The sequence below is a fragment of the Pseudoalteromonas sp. XI10 genome, assembly GCF_001469895.1.
Taxonomy (GTDB): domain Bacteria; phylum Pseudomonadota; class Gammaproteobacteria; order Enterobacterales; family Alteromonadaceae; genus Pseudoalteromonas.
Window position 1 is genome coordinate 41078 of record NZ_LOPY01000037.1, and the last position, 25487, is coordinate 66564.

The following is a 25487-nucleotide window of genomic DNA, read 5'->3' on the forward strand; positions in this document are numbered from 1 at the left end:
TTTTATAGCTATTCAATTTCACGAGATATTCAAAGCTCGATTAAACGCTAGTAAGGGCTTGTTGAAATAAGCCTCACATTCATCCAAGGACGTATTTTGGAAATTAGAAAACTGAACTCACTGCGAGCTTTAGCTGCGCTCATTGTCTTTTTCACTCATTTTAGCGACATAACTAATTGGCTTGGTGGAGTGTTAGGAGGGGGCTCAGGGGCTTATGGGGTGATGCTTTTCTTTCTTCTTAGTGGCTTTTTGATGTCTTATCTATATATAGAAAAAGGCTTTAACAAAGATAATATTGTCCGCTATTTTTCTGCTCGCTTTGCTAGAGTTATTCCTCTGTATTTAGTGGTTGTTCTTGCCTCTTACTTGTTATCGAATAATGGTAGTTCTGTTCTTTATAACATTCCTGATACCGAGACCTTAATAGCCCATTTACTGTTTATTTATGGCGAAAGTGTACTGTGGTCAATACCGCCAGAAATACACTTTTATTTTATATTTACACTTTTTTGGGCAATGTCGAAAAATAGAACAGGGTATATTTATCTTTCAATTTTAGCTGTAATGCTATTGTTGTTCTTTACAAATTATCCACGTATTTATGGTGATATAAATGGTGTTCCATACAGTCTGTTTAGTGTATTGAGGACATTACCCTTCTTTTTTGTCGGGGTTATGTTGGGCATGAACTATCGTTCATTAACTATTCCATATTACTTGCGAAAACATTGGTTTGTATTAACGCTTGGTTTTATTCCTTTGCTGTACCCAGCATTTTCTCCCATAAACACTGCTGATAAGGTAAGAATGTGGTTGAGTTATGAAGTTCTGCTTGTAATGAGCTCTGTTTTCTTTTGTGTTGTATTCCTCGTCCCAGACAATAATATATTGCTTGCTAATCGATTTGGTGATTTTATCGGTAAGATATCGTACTCGCTTTACTTGCTTCACATGCCAATAATCGCAAAAGTGAACCAATTAGACGTGTCAATTGAGCTAAAACTCTTGCTATCTCTGCTGCTGAGTGTCATTGCAGCAGCAATTTCATATCAATTTTTTGAAAAGCCAGTAGCAAATTTAATTCGCAGAAAAGTATCTAATCAGCCAAATTCAGCCACCAGCCCAGCTTAGCGGAACTACATTCGTTTTTACTGAAGATACAATTTTAATGTTGCGGTAATAAGCTCTCCATCACCTGCTAGCACCTAGCACCTAGCACCTTCTGTCTTTTTCTTTTCCCCTTTCCCCTTACAACTTTCTCCTTTCCCCTTTCCCCTAAGATGTGCGTATACGCACAGAAGCTGTTCGTTTTACGCTATTTTCATTATATAAATCCTAAGCTAAGCTGTACTTAGTTTCGTAATTCTCATGGGAAATGAGTATGTTAAAGAATTCAAAGTCAAGTTATGGCTGGGTTGCCATCCTATTGCACTGGTTAATGGCACTTGGGGTGTTTGGTTTGTTTGGCTTAGGCGTGTATATGGTTGAACTAACCTATTACGACGCTTGGTATAAAGGCTCTATGGACTTACATAAAAGCGTAGGTATTACCTTAGCAGCATTATTGTTGTTTCGTTTTGGTTGGCGCCTTTTAGGAACCCAACCTGAGCCTGTTGCAAGCAGTTCAAAAGCAATGAATCGAGTTGCACACTCAGTCCACAAACTAATTTATTTAGCTTTAATCGTCATTGTGACATCTGGCTATTTAATCTCTACGGCTGATGGCCGTGCAATTGAAGTATTTAATTTATTTGCTGTACCGGCATTACCAGAGTCGGTCGCGAACCAAGAAGATATTGCAGGTAAAATTCACTTTTATGCCGCGTATGGGCTAATAGCTGTGGTTGTTTTACATGCTTTAGGGGCACTAAAACATCATTTTATCGATAAAGATAAAACCTTAATTAGAATGATCAAACCATTGAAGGATGATTAATATGAAAAAATTACTATTAGGCACAGCACTAAGTGCTGCACTTTTCTCAACAGCAAACGCAAATGCAGCTGACTACGTTATTGATACAGACGGTGCCCACGCATTTGTTACTTTTAAAATTAAACACTTAGGCTACAGCTGGTTACATGGTCGTTTTAATACTTTCTCAGGTGATTTTAGCTATGACGATAAAGCGCCTAATGCATCTAAAATCAATGTAACGATTGATACTAAAAGCATTGACTCAAACCATGCTGAGCGTGACAAGCACTTACGCGGTAAAGACTTCTTAAATGTTGATAAATACCCAACTGCAACATTTAAAAGTACCTCAATCAAGTTTGATGAAGACGGTGATGAAGCAGATGTTACTGGTGAATTTACCTTAAATGGTGTAACTAAAACCATTACTTTTGAAATTGACAAAATTGGTGAAGGTAAAGATCCGTGGGGCGGTTACCGTGTTGGTTTTGAAGGCGAAACAAGTCTTAAATTAACTGACTATGGTATTGACTACAATCTTGGTCCGGCTTCAACGCATGTTGATATTGGTTTATTCATTGAAGGTGTACGTAAGTAAGCACCGTTAATACGACCGCCAATTCGCATAACTATGTGGATTGGTAAATTAAAAGTGCCGCTTAATGAGCGGCACTTTCGTTTCTATCTTTTAATCTCTTTTCTAAAATGGGCTGCAAATTATCCGGTAGCCAGCGAACTAACACATCATGAAATGCATCTGTATGAGCGATTTTCTCAAGAGCTTCATCTAATAATTTTACCGTTACTTCACCTTGTTTGTTTTTAGTGCAGCCTATATAGCCAATGCTTAACGCTGGTGCTTCAGTAAGTGATAGTTGAGTTAAGTCATCTTCAAAGCCCATGGAATGAGCCAAGTAATAATGTTCGCTAGGGTAGCCAAGTAATATATCAATACGCTTTTTTTGTAGCATATAAGTTAGACTTGCGAGGGTGTCTCTGCCGGGACGTGAGATAATATTAGCGTCATGACTTTCGTTAATCACTTTGTCGATATTTTCTCCAAAAGAGCGACTCATAGAGACCCCTAAAGCAAGGTTTTCGGCTAATAATGATTTTAGTGACACAGGTTTTGTTGAGTCTAGCTTAAGTTTTGTTGCTAACTCTTTACGTATTGCAATAGACGGCGACAAACCTACAGTTGATGAATGTTCAGTAAACTGAATATGCTGTTTGCGGTGCTCGCTTTGATATAACGACAGCATACAGTAATTATTTTGTGGGTTTGATAGTTCATGCACAGCACGACTGGCTGGCAACAAAGTGCGTTTAAATGAAACCTCGGGCAGTGCTTTTTCTAATAATTTGATCACACTTTCATCACGACCTGTGCCTTCATATTTGTCATGCATGATGTAGTAGGGGGCAAAATCAACCATGATCCACTCAATGGCTTTAGGTTGCTTATTTGCATAAGCTGGCAAGCAAAAAAGTAATAGTAAAATAGACCACACACTACGCATAGTTACTACCTATTTAGGAACTAAAATATAAGTGTAGCAGGAATATAGGCTTATGCTGGCTGGTGGTGAAAACTAAAACGCCAGCTTGTTGGCTGGCGTTTATCGGTAGGGTTTAGTTGGCTTTTAACCACTTCACAAATTGGCGTGCATCACTAGCCTTTTGGAAGATGGCATTTTTTAAGCCCTGCGTGTCACTAAAAATTACACGCTGTTTATTTACCGAGATTGATTGCACTGGATGTGCGATCTGGATCAAAGATCCGTTGTATTTATATGACATAATAAAACTCACTTTTTCTTTTGTCTGTGTCTGTAGAGCTTTAATAGGCATTTAAAAAATACAGACCGACATTTGTTGTCTTGCTAACAGTGTCGACTAAGTTTGTGACAGTTTGGTGATGATTTGAAAATTCATCAAAATGTCATTTAGCGAACAAGCTGCAAGTATTTATACGAATATGCGGGAATTACTGGATCAACGTAAGGGGTTAACCGCGTGGTTTCTAAAAACCAGACAATCAGAGTACTGTAAGAATCAATTAAGCGCAAGGTTTATTTTTTAAACATCAAAAATAATCTCTGGATGTTTAACAGAAACAGGCGTATTCTGATTAGGCACAAAATAACAATAAGAAGTATGCTTATGAATTACCTTTTGGTATCAGATATATTCGGTAAAACAGCGCATTTATCGCTGCTTGCTCAGCAGCTTCGCGGTAAAGTGAGTCTTTGTGACCCTTACATGGGGGAAATTCAGCTCCCCATAAATGAGCAGTTTCAATATCAACATTTTATGACTCAATGCGGCCATGACAGTTATTTTGAGCTTGTGCATTTAAAAATGGCTACTATTCGTCAGCCAACCACGATTATTGCATTTAGTGCAGGCGCTGCCGCCGTGTGGCGTGCCCAAGCAGAATTAAAAAATTCGTTCATTAAAAAAATCATTGCCTTTTATCCATCACAAGTTAGACATAACCTTGAGCTTGAGGCTAACGTTCCTTGTCGATTTATTTTTCCTCACAGTGAAGAGCATTTTGATATTAAGCCAGTGATTGCTTCATTAAAAAGTAAAGCCAAGGTTAGCTGTGAAATAGCCGACTATGGTCATGGGTTTATGAACCCGCTATCTGAGAATTTTAATCAGCTCGGTTATCAGCAATTTACCGAACAGCTATTAAAAGAGTGTTGTAACTCAGAACTTGTCCCCAACGATTAAAAAACTGGTCTATAGTCATTACTAAACAACAATATAAGTAATGACTATGACGGACCAAACAAATTACAGCCACTTCTTATCTAACCCGGTTGCTAAACCACCTTGTCGAATGATCAACGCGCAAATGTATGGTTTTTTTGTGTCTGGCTGCGAGCAAAAAATGCAGCAGTATGTTGATGCAACTTTAAACCTGCTAGCAACCGAATCAACCTCGTTTAATGTGTTAGGGAGTACTTGTTTACTTACCTTCACTGATATCGAAAAAATTTCTTCATTAACGCCACCGTTTTCAGAGCATGGCTGGATGCAAGAAACCGATATTATTATTTGGCTGCCGGTAGCAAAAATGCAAGATGGTGATATTAGCCATTTATATTGGTATCCGGCATTTATTAGTGTTAATAACATTTATGCCTTAATTAATGGCCGAGAAGCTTGGGGCTATAACAAATACCTCTGTGAATACCAAATGCCAACTGCTGTGAGTGATGCTGGCGCCTTTAGTATTTCTTTAGAATGTTTTGATGTGTTTAACCCAGATTCTAAATTAGCGATGCATGAGCTATTAACCATTGAGCAAACACAGGCAAGTACCAAGGAAAACTTACTCGATAACTTATCGCAATTTTCTAAACACGTTACAGATTTGTTTGATGCACAAATTAATGGCATTGATTTATCGCTTCTTAAACAATTATTAGACGGGTTTATTCATCCACAGATGGATCAGATTTTGTTTAAACAATTTCCCGATGGCCAAGGAGATAAAGCCGTTTATCAAAGCGTGGTTCACTCACCATCGCTAATCAAAAAAATTCATCAATTAAAACTTTTACACAATGATTTTAGCTTGGATGTAAAAGCTCTTGCGAGCTTTCCTCTAAATGACATGTTTGGCATTGCACTTGGCAAACAAGCGGTTCATTTACCTTTTTACGTCAATATGGACTTTGACCAGCTTGGCGCAACACAACTGTTACCAGCACAGGGGTAACCATGGAAAAAGAAAAAATCACCATTGTCGGTGGCGGTGTTGCAGCGATGACTGCGGCAGTGTATTTAACCGAGCAAGCTAATTGGCAAAGCCAGCGCGAAATTACCGTTTATCAACAGGGTTGGCGCCTTGGCGGTAAAGGGGCGAGTGGCCGAAACGCCCATTTTGGACAGCGAATCGAAGAGCATGGTTTACATGTTTGGTTTGGCGCCTATGTAAATAGCTTTCGCACCTTAGAAGGGGTGTATAACTCACTCAACCGACCTGCTAGTTGTTCATTGGCTACTTGGCAGCAGGCATTTAAACCACACAGTTTTATTGCCTTACAAGAGTTTATTGATAACGAATGGCAAACTTGGCCAATTGATTTTCCTACCGTAGAAGGCAACCCCGCTGATGGCAGCCTGGATATAACAGTGTGGGACTTTGTCACCATGACATTAGCATGGCTAAAAAAATGGACCGAAGGCATTGAGCATGTTTGTCAGCAGCAAGATGCTAAAACCACTTTAGTGACTAAAAAATCACGGGATCAATCGTTACTCAAACATATGTATCAAGAGATCAAAGCAGACATTGATACCCATTTAAATGGCGCAAAGCAGTTTATTGATGATATTGAAGCAGGTGCGGCAGAAATTGCTTCAAACCCACGAACATTGATAACTCATTTGCTGCAGTTCACCGAAAAGCAGGCCACCCATACAGATAAACAGGCCGATCGGCTGGTTATTTGGTATATCGTCAGAAAGTTAAAACGCTGGTTTAAAGACCAAGTTATTGATCTACTAGATGACAACCCAGAGCTGCGCAGACTTTATATTTGTGCCGATCTTGCGATTGCAATGCTTACAGGACTGATTAAAGACAAAGTATACCGCGACGGTTTTGGTGTCATTAATTGCTACGATTTTCGTCAATGGCTCGAAAAAAATGGTGCGAATAAAACTTACAGTGTCGATTCAGCGCCAGTACGTGGCTTTTATGATTTGGTGTTTGCTTACCCTAAAGGTGACTTTAGTAAACCCAATGTTGAAGCCGGCGTTGCCGCCCTTGCTATGTTACGTATAGGGCTTTGCTATAAAGGCGGCGTAATGTGGAAAATGCAAGCAGGCATGGGCGATGTCATTTTCGGACCAATTTATGAACTTTTAAAGCAGCGCGGCGTTAAGTTTAAGTTTTTCCATCAGTTAACTAACTTATCTGCTGGGCAAACAGCCCAAGGTGAGCCGCAGGTAAGTGAGATTGAGCTTTGCAAACAGGTGAGTTTAGTTGGCCAAGATTATCAACCGCTCATTGATGTAAAACAGCTGCCATGCTGGCCAAGTGAACCCCTGTATGAGCAAATCAGCCCAGAACAAGCGCACTTATTGCAAGAATATCAAATCAATTTAGAGTCATTTTGGAGTAATTGGCCAGAGGTGTATCAAGAACACTTTAGCACCCCATTGCCAACAGTGACGCTTCGCCATGGTATTGATTTTGATACACTGATTTTAGGTGTCTCGGTTGCCTCACTTGAACATGTAGCCTCTGAACTTTTAGCTGTAGATTACGCGCTTTCTCAACAAGCAACAAAAGTGCAAAGTGTGGCGACTCAGGCTTGCCAAGTATGGTTGAATAAAACCGACGCACAACTTGGCTTTACACAAACTAACGCTGCTCATGAAGGGCCTATTTTAAGTGGCTTTGTCGAGCCGTTTGATACTTGGGCCGCAATGGGCAACTTGCTCGATAAAGAAGATTGGCCAAGTGACAACTCACCAATTAATGTTGCCTATTTTTGCAGTGCGTTTAGCTGCGAAAACTACCCTCCTGCCAGTGCACATCAATTCCCAGAGCAAATGAAAGCCGAAGTAAAATTGAATATGCATAATTTGTTTAGCTCAGATATGCGGCCACTTTGGCCTGAAGCCTATACTGATAACAAGTTTGATTGGCAGGTTTTTTACAGTGATCCGCATAGCATTTTACCTGTACTAGAGCAGCAATATTGGCGCGTTAATGTCGATCCCAGTGAGCGCTATGTCCTATCTGTGGTTGATTCGAGTAAATACCGCTTGGCTACAGATGGCAGTCAGTTTGTTAATTTGCGCATTACTGGTGACTGGATAAAAACAGGGGTTAATGCGGGCTGCGTTGAGGCTGCTGTCATGGCCGGTATGCAAACAGCACGGGCACTATGTGGTTGGCCAAACGAAATCAGCGGAGAGCATGCATTCGAAAAAGGTTAGTGTGAGCATAGTTGTAAATAAGTATGCGTATAAGTCATGAATTTTCATGATTTATATGCGACTTTAATCTATTGTTTGGTCTATACTTACCACTAAATTACAACAATTTAACAAGTTTCCCTCTTTTAAGGTCTAAAAGCCAATGAAGCGTCCTTTTCTTAAAGATCCAAAGTTTATGATGTTGTCGAGCTCAAGCTTGGCGGCATGTGTAATGGCAAGCGCTGTTGCACAAGGAGCTGAGACTGAAAAAGACATGGAAGTTATTAGCGTTTATGCACAAAAGCGTCCGCAAGCAATTGAAGACGTTAGTGTGGCTGTAAGCCAAGTGAATGGCGAAATTTTAAAAGCTCAGCATTTTAAAGATTCAACTGAAATTGGTTTGTTTGCGCCAAACGTTAAAATCACCCAAAACGCCGCAGAAGGGACGCCTCCGGCTGTGAGTATCCGTGGGGTGGGGTTACTTGATTATAATACGGCGAATACCTCACCTGTTGCCATGTATATTGATGGCGTTGCGGTGGGGTCTGCCAATAATCAAATTGTTAACTTGTACGATATTGAGCAGCTCGATATTTTACGCGGCCCGCAGGGTACCTTGTTTGGTCGTAATTCTACCGGTGGTGCAATACTTATACGCTCAAATCGCCCTGAGTTTGATAGCTATGGCTCGCTAACATTAGGTGCTGCCAATAACAACGCCACCAGCGTCGATGGTATGTGGAACCAGCAACTCTCAGATTCTAGCGCAATGCGTATTGCTGTTAACTATCAAGACTACGAATATTCAACAAAAAATACTTTTGCAGACTCACCAACAGCAGGCATGGAGCAAAAAAATGCCCGTGTGTCTTTTTTGTCCGAGTGGGATGATGTTGATCTTTACCTGCAAGCGCATATTGAAGATTGGGATGGTATTGCCCAGCCAGTTGGTAGTATTGGTATTGTCGCGAACCCTTTAACGGGTGAGCTGTGTTCACCAGCAGATGCGGGCTCAACACGCTGTTTTGATAACTTTGGTTTTAATGATGGCAGTGATGACTTCTTTGCTGTGAGCGTCAATAACGACTCACCTCATAAATCTGATGGCTACGGTTTTATCGCCGAACTGAATTGGCATTTTAACGAGCAAAGTACATTTACCTCACTTTCGAGCTTTAACGATTTAGAAAGAAGCCACGCTTTTAACTGCGATGGCTCGCCAGCTCGTTTGTGCGAAGGAGTATTAGGGTTAGATACCCAATTATTCAGCCAAGAATTCAGGTTATTAAACGAATTTGCTGATTACACACTCACCAGTGGTGTTTATTTTGCCGATGAGACAATTGAGCAAGATAATCTAAATGATATTTTGCGCGATTTACGTGGCATTTTACCTACAAACTTAACCGCGACCTTTATTTACGATAACGAAATCAAGATGCAAAATTTGGCTGTATTTAGCCAAATTGAAGTGCCTGTCGCAGATAGGTGGATGATCACAGCCGGTCTTAGATATGACTATGAGTCACTTGAATATGACTCAATCGCCAAGTTAAATGCGGTGGTTGATGTGAATGACTTAGACGGAGTGCTTGTACCATTTTATCGCGTTACCGATGAGCAATCAGACAATGGCTTTACTGGTCAATTTGCCGTTAATTACCGCTATTCAGATGCAAGCAATCTTTATTATCGTTTTGCTAATGGTAGTAAAAGTGGTGGCTACAACGGCGGCTTTTTGTCATCTGAAGAGCAAGCAATCTTAGCAAACTACGGTAAAGAGCGCTTAAATGCCCATGAAGTTGGCTTAAAGTCGTTCTGGCCTGGCAAGCAACTTAGAATGAATTGGGCGGCGTTTTACTATGACTACAACGACCAGCAGGTGTTTATGAATCAAGCGTCAGAAACACCGCAAATGCCACCTGTGCAGTTACTTGAAAATGTAGCTGATTCAACTGTTTATGGCCTTGAAACTGAAATTAATTACCAAGCAACTAAACAATTAGCCATGCTACTTTCAGTTGGCTATATCCCTCATGCTGAGTTTGAAGAATACGTTGACCCACTTGGCAACAGTATTACCGATAACCAACTGCCATTTACCTCTAAATGGAATGTATCTGCGGGATTAAAATACGATACCAGCTTGGCGTCGTATCCGTTATCGGCCAACATTATTTATGATTATCAGTCTGAGTTTTATTTCGATCAGAACATGAACCCTTATGCCCGCCAAGATGGCTTTAGCATTGTTAATGCGCATCTAAAATATGATGTTGATAATTGGTCATTTACTTTATGGGGCAAAAATTTATTTGATACTGAATACAGTCAGTTAAAGTTCGATTTAAGCTCGTTCTTAGGCATGCTTGAAGACTTTAAAGGGGAAGGGCGTCGCTATGGCTTTGATGTTTCAATGCAATTCTAGTCGTTGCCAACTCCACGATGGTACAGGGGTTTTGTGAATGCGGTTAAAGCTGTATTTTAGCACTCTGCTGTTTGTGGTTTTATTAAGTGTTTCGGCTAATGCACAAGATACGTTTGTCTACACTGATGCTGTAGCTTATCAAAACCTTCATGATGTCGGTGAAGTGTTTACAGCAAATGATAATATGTTTCCGCAATCTGTGGCTGCGATTGATGCTTGGCGAGACAGCAAAAAACCACAATCTAGAATAAGCTCTGTCGGCGGTAGCTATTGGTTAATTGTTGAAATTGAAAATCTAAGTGATATCGAAGATTTAGTGCTCTACCCGTATAACACCCTGGTTTCGAAAATAGAAAGCCGCATTTACGATATAACTGATCCAACAGCCCCGATACAGCACTTTGTAACCGGCGGGGTCGAGCCTAACCAATTTGCTTTTCACTATGGTAATCGCTTATCTCTTGAAAAAGGTAAGCGCTACACGCTAATCACTTATTTTGAGAGTGACTACTTTTATACTCCCGCAAAGCTGGTGTTAACGCCATATCAAGATTATTTTCAGAACATAACCATCGAAAATGTGATCATGATGCTGTGCTTTGGGGTGGGCATTGCACTTGGTTTATATAATTTATTAATTTACTTGGTTTCCCGTGATGTTACACACCTGTATTACGCATTATTTACTGCATCCTGGGTGTTTGCTTGGAGCCATTTTTTCCATATTTCTGATCAGCTTTTTGGTTACTATAATCCCCATCTTCACTGGCTCGGCTTTGCCCTCACACCATTAACCAATATTCTGTTTTACAACAACTTACTTAAACTCAAAGAAACATTTCCGAAACTGGCGCAATTATCACTGACGGTGGGTGTGATCGCCACTTTAGGTATTCCGTTTTGTATTTTATGGCCAAGCTTTGGTTTTTATTGGTCAACGTTAGTAACGGGTGTTGCTTTATGTTTAGGCTTATACATAGGTATTCGCTGTATGCTCATTGGCTTTAAGCCTGCACGCTATTTTGTGCTGGCTTACATTGCCATGATGCTACCAAATATGGTGGGTAATTTAACTAATTTAGGCTTGCTGCCTGCTACTTCCATTAATTTATATTTATTGGGGTTGATAGGCACAGCCATGGACGCCATGTTGCTGGCGTTTGCTGTGGCCGATAAGTTTAGGCTGCTTCACGATGACAACGTAGAGCTCAATAAAAACCTAGAAGAAAAAGTACATTTAAGAACCTTGGAGCTTGAAGAGCTTGCCTCTGAGCTTCGCGATGCGAATGAAGCTAAAAGCCGCTTTTTAGCGAATATCAGTCATGAAATTCGTACCCCAATGACATCAATCATTGGCTATGCAGATGGCATTATGCTCGGCGATATTAAGCCTCATGAGCGCAACCATGGCATTGGGGTTATTTTGCAAAATAGCCGCCATGTTCTTGGATTAATAAACGATATACTCGATATGTCGAAGATTGAAGCCAACAAGCTAGAAATAGATTTAGTCGAAACAGACTTGTTTGCCACGATTGCCAATATTGAGTCACTTATTGGCAAGCAAATCCGTGATAAGGGCTTAAAGTTCAGTGTTGACTATCAGTTCCCGTTGCCAGACTACCTAATTACTGATCCGAGTCGTTTAAGGCAAATCTTATTAAACTTAACAACCAATGCCCTTAAGTTCACTCAAGTGGGGCGTATCACTTTAACGGTAAGCTGTTATAACAATAAGTTGTCGATAAGCGTAAAAGACACCGGTATTGGCATGACAGATAAAGAGCAACAAGCCTTGTTTAGTGCCTTTTATCAAGCGGATTCAAGTATTTCTAGGCAATATGGTGGCACGGGTCTTGGCCTTAATATTTCAAAGAGCCTTGCGCAGAAATTGGATGGGGATATCAGTGTTAAAAGTAATGTCGGTTCTGGCAGTGAATTTATTCTAACTATGTCGGTGTACACCACAGACAACACTCGTTGGCTCAATGACATGAGCGAAGTGAAGCTTGTTGAAACCTCACCGTTTAGTAAGCTTGATGCACCAGAGAACTTAAAGGGCAGGGTATTACTTGCCGAAGACCACCCAGACAACCGACGTTTAATTGCGCGAATATTAGAGCGTATGGGGCTGACTGTGACCACCGTTGAAAATGGTAAAGACGCAGTGCAAGCAACCCTCGAAGATAGCTTTGATCTTATTTTACTCGATATTCAAATGCCGATTATGGACGGTCAAGAAGCATTAAAAATGATGCAAGCAACGGGAGTGAGTGCGCCAATCATTGCACTGACAGCGAATACGATGAAGCATGAAATTGCCCGTTATATGAAGCAAGGCTTCAATGATTTAATCGCCAAACCAATTGATAGAAACGCGTTTAGCCATAAAATTGCCAGTTACTTAGATTGCGATGAGTTAGCCGATATCAAGTTACCTGAAAAAGAATTTCAGGCGCTTAAAGATGACTACATAAAAGGTCTTGAAGAACAATATAGAGAAATGCGCGAGCAATACAAAAATATGGACATTGATGGCTTAAGCAGAAACGTTCATATGCTTAAAGGCGCTGCGAACATGTTCGAATGTGAAACGCTTTATGTTAAAGCGGTTGCCGTTGATGCTGCGCTTAAAAAAGATACCGTCACGCTCGATACGCAGCTTATTGCCTCCTTATTTTGTGCCATGCAAGACGAGATAACCAAGGTAACGCATTGATTGCTTGAATAGCGGCTATTTCTTTGTAAGCACAGACAAATTAGCTATTTCTTGATATTAATATTATTAAAACACCTTGCTGGGAAGGCATGATGCAGTATCAACACATTTCAGTACCCTCGAATGGCGCGCAAATTACTATCGATAGTAAGGGTCAATGGCATATTCCTGATAACCCGGTTATTGCTTACATTGAAGGCGATGGTGTTGGTCAAGATATCAGCCCGGTGATGCGAGATATTGTTGATGCTGCAGTGAATCAGGCTTATCAAGGCGATAAACAAATACATTGGATGGAAGTGTTCAATGGCGAAAAAGCAGCTGCGCTTTACGATGGCGACTGGTTCCCGCAAGAAACCCTGCATGCGGTTAGGCAGTATAAAATTGCCATAAAAGGGCCGCTAACAACCCCCCTTGGCGGTGGTTTTCGCTCTTTAAATGTGGCTCTTCGTCATGAGATGGATTTATTTGTTAACATGCGGCCCATTCGCAGTTATCCGCATTTACCATCCCCCTTAAAAGAGCCTGAAAAAACTCAAATCACAGTAATACGCGACAGCTCTGAAGACGTTTACTCAGGCATTGAGTGGCAGGCTGGCAGTATCGATAACGAGCGTATGCTTGATTTTCTGTGTCAAGAAATGGGTGTCACCCGACTTCGCTTTGATAACCAATGCGGCATTGGCATAAAAAATAGCTCGAAAGAGGCAGCAGAGCGACTAATGCGTTACGCCCTAAACTTTGCCCTCAAAGAGCACAGTGAATCACTGACGGTGGTGCACAAAGGCAATGTACTTAAATTTACCGATGGCGCCTTTAAACGTTGGGCATTTGCCCTAGCTGAGCAAGAGTTTAACGCTATAGCGCATGAAAATGGTCGTTGGTTAGTGATCAAACGTGACGAGCAAGATGATTTAATTATCAAGGAAGTCATTGCCGATAATATGCTACAACAAGCTCTGCTCACCCCAGAGCAATTTGATGTAGTGGTAACAACCAATCAAAACGGTGATTACTTAGCTGATATGCTAACCGCACAAGTTGGTGGGGTAGGTATTATGCCTGCGGCAAACTTAAATAATGAAGTGGCCTTTTTTGAACCGACTCATGGCACATTTAATCGCATTGCCGGGGAAGACAGTGCAAATCCAACAAGCAGTATTTTAAGTGCGGTTATGATGCTACGTTTTATGGGCTGGCACGAAGCGGCGAATAAAATAGAAAAAGCCCTAGCGCAGACGCTTAGCGCAAATGAAATGACGTTTGATTTGGCTAACCTAGTAGCCGATGCGACGATGCTTAGTTGCAGTGATTTTGCAACAAGCATCATCGCGCGAATAAGTAACTCAAATAATGAACCATATTAAGCGGCATTGGCGCTTTTAACTGCGTAGACACATGGTTTACCTGTTAACTGTGCTGCACGTTGGTAAATGTGCTCTGCACCTGGTTCGTTGCTTGTCATGCCTGTTAATGTATCCATTAACGCAACCACTAAAATAGCTGGTACTTGGCAGCAGTATTCATCTAACACTGCAGTTGTTGTTTGTGCATCAACATGACAATGTGGGTGAGTACGTACTGTGCTATACGCTTTTAACAGTGTCTCTGCTTGTAAAACATCATCATCTTGATGTTTGGTTTTACGGCATTGGCAACCAAACTCATCAACCATTGTTGCCAGTGTTTGGTAAATCTCATCGCAGGCTAAATTGCTTTTTTTACAAAGCTGCTGCTCGATGAATGAGTGTAATTGACCATTGATGTAAAGGCCGTCCTGTTGAGTGAATTGCGCTGAAGTTTCCATAATCATTTTCTCTTTGTTTATGTGCTTAACTTCACTCTAGCCCTTCACTCATTATTAATGAAATTGTTGTTTTCAATAACTGATATTGATTTTATCAATATTATGCAGTTTTTAACGATCAGCCACGGTGCTGGCAAATGCAAGTAGCTCTCTACGCAGCCACTGATGCGGGTTTGCGTGATGTAGCAAAGGGCTCCATAACATTTTTATTTCAATAGGAACTATTTGAAATGGCACTGGACTGATTACCAAATCAGTGTGTTTTGCGAGTAACATGGCTTGGCGACGGGGTAATGTGGCTATGAGTTGAGGTGATTGGCAAAGTAGGCTCGCCACCATGTAATGGCGAGTGAATACGCGAATGTTGCGGGTTTGTTCTAGTTGCCATAATGCCTCATCGACCCAGCCTAGTTTTTGGCTTCCTGATTTATTTGTTACTGCCGCTTCTACGCCCCAACCAGCCCGATTCACCCAAATGTGTTCTTGAGCAAGGTAGCCTTCAAGGTTTTGCTGTTGTAAGTAAGGGTTGTCTGGGTGTGTTAAGCAGCAGTAATTGTCGCGCCACACACTGGCTTGGTGAAATGACCGGGGCAGACCGTTAAAGCGATTAATGGCAAGGTCGATGGTGCCTTTTTCCATATCTTGAAGGTTAACATCGCTTGGGCTCAAAATATCAAAATTAAGCCCCGGGTTTTTTGCTAGCTGCTGGGTGATAAACGGCGCAATAAGGGTTGATTCAAGGTAGTCGTTTGCCATGATCCGAAACGTAATATTGGCTGTGCTCGGGTCGAATACCTCACTTGGCTGAGTAATTTCCTCAGCCATTTTTAACAGTGATTCTATTTCAGGTTTAAGGCTGAGCGCTTTTGCCGTTGGCGTCATTGTGCCAGCGGCTCTCACTAATAATGGATCATCAAACAAATCTCGTAAACGCTTTAGGGCATTACTCATTGCAGGTTGAGTCAAAGCTAGTTTATTAGCGGCTTTAGACACACTTTGTTCATCAATGAGGACATTTAAATACACTAATAGGTTGAGGTCGACGTGCCTAATATTCATTTGATCAATCTTATTTATTATCTTTATTAATTACCTAAATTAAAGCGCGCTTGCTATTGTGTGTAAACAAGGCGACTAAAATAATCAGCATAAGCGATAAAAATAATGCCACAGCAGAGTTCACATTTGGTTGTTAAATCACACCGCGAACAATTAAATCAGGTCGTAGCGACTAAGCTTGCCCGTGCGGTGTATGCTGGCTTTGAGGCTATGTTTGCAGAGTTTTTAAATATTACCCTCGGTGCACAAAGTCGTTTTGAACAGCGCCAGTGGCATCAAGTTCAAGGGGCTATGAAGTCGCGATTACAAGTTTACGAAGGGCAAGTAAAAAAAGTAAGCCAAGCGGTAAAAATTATTGCTTATAGCGAAGTAGACGACCCAGCGCTTTGGCTATTAGCCAAACAAATATACGCAGAAATGGTGCAAAGCCACGAAAACCAGCCCATTGCTCATACGTTTTTTAACTCAACCTTCGGTGCAATTTGGGACTCACGAAAAATCCGCAATGTGCACTTGTTTGTACTAAAAGCACGTTATCAACTGGGGCCAAGACCCTTTGATTCACTAGTAAGCCGTATTTCCCTGCAAAATGGCTTTGAAAGTGCGATTAGTAGCTTGATCAAGCGCCATGTGTTTCGCTCACAATACGCTAACTTTGCTGATGATGTGGCCATGTTACAGCGCACTTTGATTGCTGGAGCGAAACAACAGTGCCCACAAGTTTATGAGCTGCTTGCACTCAACGACGGTTATATTGAATACGCTAATTCATTGTTTTTCAGAAATAAAGCGTGCTACATCATAGGCCGCTGTATTGCTAAAAATGGCGATAACATGCCATTTGCTATTGCGCTATTAAACAGTGAAAAAGGTCTTCACATTGATGCTGTGATGATGGGAGCTGATCAACTCAGCTTGTTGTTTGGCTTTGCGCGTACTTATTTTATGGTCGACACTGACCAACCCGCCCGTTACGTAGATTACCTCAGTGTTTTAATGCCTCATAAGCAACGTTTTGAGCTGTTTAATGCCATAGGCTTTATCAAACACGCGAAAACCGAGTTTTATCGTTATAAAGTTGATACCACCCGTAATAGCCCCGTTGACGATAAATACACACTTGCGCCGGGTACGCCGGGCATGGTGATGCTGGTATTTACCACCCCAGGCTCAGATTATGTGTACAAGGTAATAAAGGATAAATTTAGTGCGCCAAAAACGGCCACCAAACAACAAGTAATGGCTAAGTACGACTTTGTTAAACAAGCCGACCGAGTAGGACGGCTAGTTGATACCCACGAATTTCGTTATTTAGCGTTTGATTTAAGCCGATTTAGTGATGAGCTTATACAAATAATGCAGCAGCAAATTGGCGATAGCTTAGTGATCTCGGGTAATGCACTTATTTTGCGCCATGTTTATGTAGAGCGCAAAATGACGCCGCTTAATTTGTATATCAACGACTGTGATGAGCGAAAACTGCAGCAAGTAATGGTTGATTACGGTAAAGCGATAAAAGAGCTTGCGGGGGCTAATATTTTCCCCGGTGATATGCTGATGAAAAACTTTGGTGTAACTCGCTGGGGAAGAGTGGTGTTCTACGACTATGATGAAATTTGTCCGATGACAGAGTGTCAATTTAGAGAGCTGCCAAAAACCGATGACTCATTAGATGAGCTAAGCAGCGAAAGCTACTTTGATATCGCCGAAAACGACGTATTTCCGAGCCAGTTTAAAGTATTTTTTAGCGCTAATAAGCGAGCGTTTGAGCATTTCAATGCTGCACATCAAGATATTTTCACTGCCACGATGTGGCAGCAATTACAAGCTGCGATAAACGATGGGCAATTGCTTGATGTTTATCCTTATAAGCAGTCCTGGCGCTTTTCGTCGATAAGAGCTCAAATGAAAAAATCTCAACCTATAACAGTTTAATAGGAACATAGTGTTAGCGTATGCTATTGAAAAAATTGCTAAGGAACGCACTATGAAAAACACACTGTTATTATCGAGTTTATTTATTTCGTCTATGGTAAGCGCCAATCCGTTATTAGGTAGCTGGCAATTTGTTGAAGGCAAATATGCAACCAATGACGGCTATGTGACGGCAAAAGCGCCAGAAATAACCTCTGTTAAACTGATTACACCCAGTCATTTTAGCTATATCACCCAAAAGCAAGGCAACTTTCATTATGCAGGTGGCGGCAAATATGTTTTGCAAGACCAGCAATTTATCGAAACTTTTTCCTATGGTAATGTACCTTCACTACTTGGTAAGACCATGGCATTTGATTACAAAATAGAAGGTGACTTGTGGCACCACACCTTGTATGAAAATGGCAAATTAGTCGAAGCTGAGATCTGGCAACGAATTAAATAGAAGGTGATATGCGTTATATTAAGCACGAAGACTCACAGTTACATTTTGCGCAAACAGATAAACCTGCCCTAAAAGATAACGAAGTTCTTATTGCTGTTGCAGCAATCGGCGTTAATCGGGCAGATTGTTTACAGCGACAAGGTAAATACCCAGCCCCAAAAGGTGACAGTGAAATTCTAGGGTTAGAATGCGCCGGTACCATTGTTGAGCAAGGTAGTGCAGTATCGGGAGATTGGCTTAATAAACGCGTTTTTGCCTTGTGTGCGGGCGGTGCTTACAGTGAGTATGTTGCCGTTGATGCTGCGCAAGTAATGCTGTTACCAGATGAAATGACAATGGCCCAAGGCGCTGCTATCAGTGAAGTATACTTAACGGCTTTCTCTGCCTTATTTCAATTTGGTCAGCTCAAAGCGGGGCAAACGGCACTGATCCATGCGGGAGCTAGTGGTGTCGGAGGGGCGGCAATTCAAATGGCAAAACGCGCAGGCGCTCAAGTGGTGATCACTGCAGGTAGTGATGAAAAGTGTGAGCATGCCAAACAGCTTGGTGCGGACCACACCATTAATTATAAAACCACTGATTTTGTAGAGTACTTCAAAGCCAATAATTTACAGGCTAATACCATTGTTGATCCTGTCTCAGGAAGCTATTTAAATAAAAATGCTGCCGTTGCAGCAATGGATTGCCAAATTGTGATGTTAGCCTTTTTAGATGCTCGCTTTGCTGAGGTTGACTTTGCAAGGCTGCTTAGTAAGCGCATATCATTTCACGCATCAACTTTGCGTAATCGTTCAATTGAATTTAAACGTGATTTAAAAGAGCAGTTTATTTCGCGCTTTTATGATGACTTGGCCAACGGGCTGTTCGATTGCAATATCTATAAAACCTTAAATTGGCAAGAAGCGAATGAGGCTCACCGTATATTAGATAACAACGAAAACTCGGGAAAAGTGGTGATGTTAGTTGAATAACATCAATTTGCCCATATTATTGGTTTTATTAGTAGTTAAAAGTAAAGGTTAATATGAACCCTATTATTGCAATGCTCAAAGAGCACAATGTAAGTGACGAGAAAGTGCGTGAGCTGTTTCAAGCGTTTATGGAAAACCCAATGATGGCAATGGGTCTGGTCCAACAGTTAGGTATCCCACCAGAAAAGCTTCAACAATTGATGGCATTAGTGATGACGCAGCCACACCTTATTAAAGAAGCGGCTGAATCAGTGGGTATCAGTGATGATGAAGTTGAGCAAGCCAAAGCGCAGTTCAAAAATCAGCAGTCATAAAATTAAATAATACGAATTTAATAAAGGTTAGCTATTTGGCTAACCTTTTTGTTTATTACTGATACGAAAACACGTCGTCTAGTTTCTTATCAAACAGTTGAGCAATCTTAAAAGCCACTTCGAGCGACGGAGAATACTTACCTTTTTCAATCGCTACTATGGTTTGTCTTGAAACCCCAACAGCCTCTGCCAATGCTTGCTGAGTCATTTCATTGTGATGAAATCGAAGTTCCCGAATAGTATTACTGAGCTGTTTTGTCATCTAGCTGTCTCTTCGATATAAATATGCTTTGCTGGCAATAGTAATAATTTCACTGGCTAAAAAACCAATAATAAGAAAGTGCATAATATTGTATAGATCAGAGACCTCAGGTAACAGCATGCGTTCAGATACGCGCTCAATTTGCGTCGCTAAAAATACACATATTAAGATAGTTGCAGAGCAGAACCAGTGACCAAGTTTGGTGCTTTTTAGCTCAATGAGCTTATCACGCTCATCATCCCCTAAGTCTGCTTCTTTATGTTTAATACCAGCAAGCACAGATTGCATAATGATCTCTAAGATCACCGCAACCACGACAACCTTATACAAATAAGACACCATAGTATCTTGGCTAAGATCACCCGCAGCTTGTAGCGAACTAATGCCTAACAGGTAATAGCTTAAAAGGCCTATGGTTACCACCAAAGTGCCCCAAATTGTCATTTCTTTGTAGCTCATTTTCTTCCACCCTATGTAAAAAATATTTGACTTGGTGTTAAGTAAACTACTCATTGGTTGTTGTGTCAAATATTTTTAACATCATGTATGGTATTTTTATCATTGACGTATTTCGTTACATTTAGTTAAGAACTAATTCCTACTGCACAGACTCCTATTAAAACAAACAACAAATAAGGAACGAATATGAACTGGCTTTTGAAGGTATGGAAAAATAATCGCTCATTGATTTTATTTATCTGCTTGATGAGTGTTTTTAGAAGTGCGGTGGCTGATTGGTATGAAGTGCCAACAGGTTCAATGAACCCGACTATTGTGGAAGGGGACCGTATTTTAACGGATAAAATGGCTTATGATCTGCGTGTGCCATTTAGTCATATTTCGCTAATGCGCACAGATGAGCCAAAAGCCGGTGATATCATTGTATTTGACTCTAAGGCTGCAAATAATCGCTTAATAAAGCGTGTTATTGGCGTGCCGGGCGATACAGTGACTTTAGTCGATAATAAATTGATCGTTAACGGTAAAGCGCTTGATTACGCATTAACTGATGATGAGCAAGAGCAGCAAACACTCATTGAAAATCTTGCCGGTGTTCAGCACGCTATTCAGGTATCAAAAACGCCCTCGGTGATGCAGCATTTTGCCCCTGTCGTTATTCCCAAAGATATGTATCTAGCGATGGGCGATAACCGTGATAATAGTGCAGACTCACGAGTGATTGGTTTAGTGCCTCGCAGTGAGTTATTAGGCAAAGCTAAAAGAGTCATAGTGTCACTTGATTATGATGATTATTACTTACCTCGAAAAGAGCGAGTTTTACATGATTTGTACTTAGCACCCTAGAAAAAATCGTACAAAAATTGGCAATTTAGAGTTTTATGTTTCAATATTAACGACATAAAAATAATAAGCCAAAAGGTAAAGTATGATAAATGATAAGTTTGCGAGATTAATTCGATGTTATTTTTTACTCGTCTTTTCGATCAGTCTGGTTGCATGTGGTTCGAGCTCAAAAAACGAATCTACAAAAGTTGATGACACTAACAGCTCAACACCGGATACAGGTGTTGAGCTTGTCGATAACAGTGGCAGTGCTGACTATCATATTATTATTTATGGCAATAGCCATAGCGCTAGATTAGGGGATTTGCTTGAACAGCTTATTTCCAGTGAGTTAACCAACGCTCAAGTTTCAACTCTTACCGTCAGTGGTCGCTTTTTAGATGAGATCGTTAACGCATCAGGCAATGTTGAAAAGCTACAGCAAGCCAATTGGAGCCATGCTATTTTTCAAGGTCAAAAGTATTCTCAGTCTGGCTCTGTGAATTATTCAACAAGTGAGGCTGAGCGATTAATTGCCAGTGCAAAAGAGCTGGAAATTACACCTATTTTGTTTCCTGAGCATCCGCAAAGGGGTGATAGCAAAGAAGGGGAGCTTGTCTATCAATTGCATTTGTCGATAAGCGAAAAAGAGGCAAGCTGTGTTGCACCAATCGGCTTAGTTTGGGACAAAGCAATCGCCGCATTACCGGAGCTTAATTTTTACAGTGCAGATGGAAATCATGCTTCAGATGCAGGGCACTTACTGACCGCGATGACTTTTTATGAAGTTATAACAGGTGAGCTTGCAGATACCCTAGCTTACAATGCTGCTTTTGCGATTACCGAACAACAACACCAGCAGTTTGGGCAAATAATTACTCAAGTACTGACTGAATATCCTGCATGCCCCAGCTCTTAAGCTAACGACATTAATCTAAAGCATTCATTAAATACAAAAAAACCGTTGTGTCTGGAACACAACGGTTTTTTATATTAACTAGCAATTTTGTAATTACATTACACGCATGCCAGGCTCTGAGCCTTCATCTGGATTAAGAATATAAATTTCTTTACCGCCAGGACCTGCAGCTAATACCATGCCTTCAGACATACCGAAACGCATCTTACGAGGCTTAAGGTTCGCTACCATTACCGTTAGCTTGCCTTCAATGTCTTCTGGTGCATACGCAGATTTAATGCCTGCGAATACTTGGCGCGTTTCGCCACCTAAATCTAAAGTTAGTTTTAATAACTTATCTGCGCCTTCAACGTGTTCTGCTTTAGCAATTTTTGCTACACGTAAATCAACTTTCGCAAAATCATCAAATTCGATTTCTGGGCTGATTGGCTCTTTTGCTAGTGGGCTGTTTGGATCAATCTTGTCTTTTTCAGCAACTAGGCTTTCTTTTGATTCTTCAATCATTTTATTTACTTTATCCATTTCAACACGCTGCATTAGCGGTTTGAACTTATTAATTGCGTGACCAACAAGCGCAGTTTGCGCGCCTTGCCATGTTAAATCGTCGTTTAAGAAAGCTTCAACGTTTGCAGCCATACCTGGAAGAACAGGTTTTAAGTAAGTGATAAGTACACGGAACATATTTAAGCCAAGTGAACAAACATCGTGTGTTTCTTGTTGTTTTGTTTCGTCTTTAATCAATACCCAAGGCGCTTTAGCGTCGATAAATTGGTTTGCCTTATCAGCAAGTGCCATGATTTCACGAATTGCACGGCTGTAATCACGGTTTTCATAGTGATTTGCGATGCTTGCAGAAGCTGCTTGGAACTCACCTAATAGTGCTTCGTCCATTACGGTGTCGCTAAGCTTACCGTCAAACTTCTTGGTGATGAAACTTGCACAACGGCTTGCGATATTAACTACTTTACCTACTAAGTCAGAGTTAACACGTAGTGCAAAGTCTTCAAGGTTTAAATCAAGGTCAGTGATACCGTTGTTTAATTTTGCCGCGTAGTAATAACGAAGATATTCAGGATCTAGGTTATCAAGGTAAGTACGCGCCTTAACAAAGGTACCTTTTGATTTAGACATCTTAGCGCCATTCACAGTCACAAAACCATGGGCAAATACGTTTGTTGGCTTTCTGAATTTTGCACCATCTAACATTGCCGGCCAGAATAGACTGTGGAAATATATGATGTCTTTACCAATGAAGTGGTAAAGCTCTGCATCTGAGTCTTCGCTCCAGAATGCATCAAAATCAATCCCTTTTTTATCACACAGGTTTTTAAAGCTCGCCATGTAGCCAATAGGTGCGTCTAACCAAACGTAGAAGTATTTACCCGGTGCACCTGGGATTTCAAAACCAAAGTAAGGTGCGTCACGGCTGATATCCCACTGCTGTAGGCCATCTGCAAACCATTCATCAAGCTTGTTCGCCATTTCTTGTTGAATCGTACCTGAGTGTAACCACTCTTTAAGCATGTCTTCAAAAGCAGGTAGGTCGAAGAAGTAATGCTCAGAATCTTTTAAGATTGGCTCAGCACCCGACATTACAGAGCGTGGGTTGATAAGCTCAGTTGGGCTGTAAGTTGCACCACAAGAATCACAGCTGTCACCGTTTTGATCTTCAGACTTACACGTTGGGCAAGTACCTGTTACAAAGCGATCTGGTAAGAAGATACCTTTCTCTGGGTCGAAAAGTTGAGAAATAGTGTGCTTTTTAATGTGACCCGCTTCATTTAAACGGTTATAGATTAGCTCGCTGAAATGGCGGTTTTCTTCACTGTGCGTGCTGTGATAGTTATCAAACTCAATATTGAAATCAGCAAAGTCACGTTGACGTTCAACACTGACGTTTTTAACCATCTCTTCTGGCGTGATCCCTTGCTTTTGCGCATTAAGCATAATTGGTGTGCCGTGAGCATCATCCGCGCAAACGTAGTAGGTTTCATGACCTTGTTGTTTTTGGAAACGCGCCCAAATATCAGTTTGGATATATTCTAGTAAATGACCTAAGTGAGTCGGGCCATTGGCATAAGGTAATGCGCTAGTAATCAGGATCTTTCGCTGTGCCATAATCATTCCGAATTGAGATTAGTTCGATGCAAATATGCTCGAATATCATTATTTAATTCATTGTGGGTTGCTTATATACAACCTAAAGCAATGATATTATCTAATTGTCTGGTTTTAATGCCTTGAATGTTACATAATTCCGCAGCACTTTTCATCAAAGAAACGCTAATTTATTGCTATGTTTGGACTGTCAAAACTATTCTCAAGTAAATCGGCTGAAAAAGCACCTATCATTGCTGCCTTAGCCGCCTACCGTAGTAGCGCATTTGCCATTGGCATTGAGCAAGACTGGCTCGAAGAGCTTAATCAAAACAGCGATAAAAGCTGGCAGGTAAAACTTAGCCTACCTTTCGCTGGCTGTGGCGAAATCAACGAGATTGAAAAATTTGTCGCTGATAAACTATCAGTGCCTGTGTCAATTAGCGCTAAAGTTAAATTACCTAGTACATATAGTTTTAAGCAAATTAAACATATTGTGCTCGTTGCGTCAGGTAAGGGCGGCGTTGGAAAGTCAACCACCGCGGTGAATCTTGCCTCAGCTTTAGAGCAAGAGGGTGCCAAAGTTGGTATTCTCGATGCCGATATTTATGGTCCGTCTATTCCATTGCTTTTAGGTTTGCAAGGGGCTGAGCCGAAAACAGCCGATGATAAAAACTTACTTCCTTTTGAAGCGCATAACCTCAAAGCGCAATCGATCGGCTTTTTAGTACCTAGCGATGATGCAACTGTTTGGCGCGGGCCAATGGCATCAGGTGCACTTAATCAATTAATGAACGAAACCGCTTGGGGAGAGCTTGATTACCTAATTGTTGATATGCCTCCAGGCACCGGTGACATTCAATTAACCATGAGCCAAAAAGTGCCAGCCAGTGGTGCGGTGATCATTACCACGCCTCAAGATTTGGCCTTAGCAGATGCGCAAAAGGGTATTGCTATGTTCAATAAAGTGAACGTCCCTGTGCTTGGTTTAATTGAAAACATGAGTTATTTCTTGTGTGGGCATTGTGGTGAGCCCAATCATGTGTTTGGTAAAGATGGTGCTGTGACGTTAGCTCATCGTCATGGTGTACCGGTGCTTGCTAATATTCCGCTGGCTATTGAAATTCGCGAAAGCTCAGAGCAGGGCAATTTAATAGCCAAAGACAACGCGGCTCAAATAAGCGAAACATACAAAACTGCAGCACGTGTGCTTGCTAGTAGCTTGTATTATCAGCAATCGCAGTCAAGTTCAGTCGAAATCATCATTACCGAAGACTGATCGCAGCAAATATTTTTACAGCGAGACTTTTTAATTAATAAAGTTGTTATTAGTGATTTGTCTTGCTGTAAGGGTACTTCCTCACTTTTTTTGTTCATGACTTG

At 41.0% G+C, this 25487-nt stretch carries 23 protein-coding genes; 16 read left to right on the top strand and 7 right to left on the bottom strand.

Translation table 11 applies throughout. The annotated features are described in order from the left end of the window. Positions 1-96: 96 nt before the first annotated feature. The 3 genes from AUR67_RS07340 to AUR67_RS07350 all read left to right on the top strand — a co-directional run bounded on the left by AUR67_RS07340 (position 97) and on the right by AUR67_RS07350 (position 2516). Positions 97-1131, top strand: coding sequence for an acyltransferase family protein (locus AUR67_RS07340; protein WP_058584775.1), 1035 nt, complete (start codon positions 97-99; stop codon positions 1129-1131). A 250-nt stretch (positions 1132-1381) separates the two neighbouring features. Continuing rightward, the gene (locus tag AUR67_RS07345) at positions 1382-1936 is read left to right on the top strand and encodes a cytochrome b (protein WP_058584776.1); all 555 of its coding nucleotides are present in this window, start codon (positions 1382-1384) and stop codon (positions 1934-1936) included. A gap of 1 nt (position 1937) precedes the next feature. Further along, the gene (locus AUR67_RS07350) at positions 1938-2516 is read left to right on the top strand and encodes a YceI family protein (RefSeq protein ID WP_054561236.1); all 579 of its coding nucleotides are present in this window, start codon (positions 1938-1940) and stop codon (positions 2514-2516) included. Positions 2517-2577: 61 nt separating this feature from the next. Here AUR67_RS07350 and AUR67_RS07355 read toward each other — a convergent pair whose 3' ends face one another. Next, a complete protein-coding gene (locus AUR67_RS07355; protein ID WP_058584777.1) occupies positions 2578-3438 on the bottom strand; it encodes a TIGR02285 family protein in 861 nt (286 codons plus the stop codon). 112 nt (positions 3439-3550) lie between these two features. Then, the gene (locus AUR67_RS21270) at positions 3551-3718 is read right to left on the bottom strand and encodes a hypothetical protein (RefSeq protein WP_165381452.1); all 168 of its coding nucleotides are present in this window, start codon (positions 3716-3718) and stop codon (positions 3551-3553) included. A gap of 363 nt (positions 3719-4081) precedes the next feature. Between AUR67_RS21270 and AUR67_RS07365 the strand changes: the two genes are divergently transcribed. From AUR67_RS07365 to icd, 6 genes are all read left to right on the top strand, one after another. Beyond that, a complete protein-coding gene (locus tag AUR67_RS07365; protein WP_201024580.1) occupies positions 4082-4657 on the top strand; it encodes a hypothetical protein in 576 nt (191 codons plus the stop codon). Between the two features lie 46 nt (positions 4658-4703). Continuing rightward, positions 4704-5651, top strand: a complete 948-nt coding sequence (locus AUR67_RS07370) for an acetoacetate decarboxylase (RefSeq protein ID WP_152996507.1) — start codon at positions 4704-4706, stop codon at positions 5649-5651. A gap of 2 nt (positions 5652-5653) precedes the next feature. Next, positions 5654-7885, top strand: coding sequence for an NAD(P)-binding protein (locus AUR67_RS07375; protein WP_058584779.1), 2232 nt, complete (start codon positions 5654-5656; stop codon positions 7883-7885). Positions 7886-8027: 142 nt separating this feature from the next. Then, entirely contained in the window at positions 8028-10292 is a 2265-nt protein-coding gene (locus AUR67_RS07380; protein ID WP_235591808.1) for a TonB-dependent receptor, read from the top strand. 37 nt (positions 10293-10329) lie between these two features. Then, a complete protein-coding gene (locus AUR67_RS07385; protein WP_058584780.1) occupies positions 10330-13011 on the top strand; it encodes a 7TM diverse intracellular signaling domain-containing protein in 2682 nt (893 codons plus the stop codon). 92 nt (positions 13012-13103) lie between these two features. Beyond that, positions 13104-14378 carry an NADP-dependent isocitrate dehydrogenase gene (gene icd, locus AUR67_RS07390; protein ID WP_058584781.1) on the top strand — a complete coding sequence of 425 codons (1275 nt, stop codon included), beginning with the start codon at positions 13104-13106 and terminating at the stop codon, positions 14376-14378. Here the strand turns inward: icd and AUR67_RS07395 are convergent. Together AUR67_RS07395 and AUR67_RS07400 are read right to left on the bottom strand one after the other, a co-directional pair. Then, positions 14375-14818, bottom strand: coding sequence for a hypothetical protein (locus AUR67_RS07395; RefSeq protein ID WP_058584782.1), 444 nt, complete (start codon positions 14816-14818; stop codon positions 14375-14377). The genes icd and AUR67_RS07395 overlap by 4 nt on opposite strands. A 111-nt stretch (positions 14819-14929) precedes the next feature. Further along, positions 14930-15877 (bottom strand): LysR family transcriptional regulator, encoded by a 948-nt coding sequence (locus tag AUR67_RS07400; RefSeq protein WP_058584783.1) that lies wholly within the window; start codon positions 15875-15877, stop codon positions 14930-14932. Between the two features lie 105 nt (positions 15878-15982). Here AUR67_RS07400 and aceK point away from each other — a divergent pair, with 105 nt between their 5' ends. The 4 genes from aceK to AUR67_RS07420 are packed head-to-tail and all read left to right on the top strand — an operon-like array spanning position 15983 to position 19542. After that, positions 15983-17812 (top strand): bifunctional isocitrate dehydrogenase kinase/phosphatase, encoded by a 1830-nt coding sequence (gene aceK / locus AUR67_RS07405; RefSeq protein WP_058584784.1) that lies wholly within the window; start codon positions 15983-15985, stop codon positions 17810-17812. Positions 17813-17864: 52 nt separating this feature from the next. Further along, positions 17865-18257: a hypothetical protein gene (locus AUR67_RS07410; RefSeq protein WP_058584827.1), complete on the top strand. Its 393-nt coding sequence runs from the start codon at positions 17865-17867 to the stop codon at positions 18255-18257. Positions 18258-18265: 8 nt separating this feature from the next. After that, positions 18266-19228: a zinc-binding dehydrogenase gene (locus AUR67_RS07415; protein ID WP_058584785.1), complete on the top strand. Its 963-nt coding sequence runs from the start codon at positions 18266-18268 to the stop codon at positions 19226-19228. Positions 19229-19281: 53 nt separating this feature from the next. Then, positions 19282-19542, top strand: a complete 261-nt coding sequence (locus tag AUR67_RS07420) for a DUF2999 family protein (RefSeq protein WP_054561248.1) — start codon at positions 19282-19284, stop codon at positions 19540-19542. 55 nt (positions 19543-19597) lie between these two features. Here AUR67_RS07420 and AUR67_RS07425 read toward each other — a convergent pair whose 3' ends face one another. Both AUR67_RS07425 and AUR67_RS07430 read right to left on the bottom strand, forming a co-directional pair. Beyond that, positions 19598-19804 carry a helix-turn-helix transcriptional regulator gene (locus AUR67_RS07425; RefSeq protein ID WP_054552938.1) on the bottom strand — a complete coding sequence of 69 codons (207 nt, stop codon included), beginning with the start codon at positions 19802-19804 and terminating at the stop codon, positions 19598-19600. Continuing rightward, entirely contained in the window at positions 19805-20263 is a 459-nt protein-coding gene (locus AUR67_RS07430; protein WP_058584786.1) for a hypothetical protein, read from the bottom strand. A gap of 186 nt (positions 20264-20449) precedes the next feature. Between AUR67_RS07430 and lepB the strand changes: the two genes are divergently transcribed. Continuing rightward, positions 20450-21109, top strand: coding sequence for a signal peptidase I (gene lepB, locus AUR67_RS07435; RefSeq protein WP_058584787.1), 660 nt, complete (start codon positions 20450-20452; stop codon positions 21107-21109). Positions 21110-21191: 82 nt separating this feature from the next. Next, positions 21192-22007 carry a hypothetical protein gene (locus AUR67_RS07440; protein WP_058584788.1) on the top strand — a complete coding sequence of 272 codons (816 nt, stop codon included), beginning with the start codon at positions 21192-21194 and terminating at the stop codon, positions 22005-22007. A 93-nt stretch (positions 22008-22100) separates the two neighbouring features. On the opposite strand, the gene metG is transcribed toward AUR67_RS07440, so the two are convergent. Then, a complete protein-coding gene (metG, locus tag AUR67_RS07445) occupies positions 22101-24125 on the bottom strand; it encodes a methionine--tRNA ligase (protein ID WP_055021133.1) in 2025 nt (674 codons plus the stop codon). Positions 24126-24303: 178 nt separating this feature from the next. Between metG and apbC the strand changes: the two genes are divergently transcribed. Beyond that, entirely contained in the window at positions 24304-25383 is a 1080-nt protein-coding gene (gene apbC / locus AUR67_RS07450) for an iron-sulfur cluster carrier protein ApbC (protein ID WP_058584789.1), read from the top strand. Positions 25384-25487: the final 104 nt, after the last annotated feature.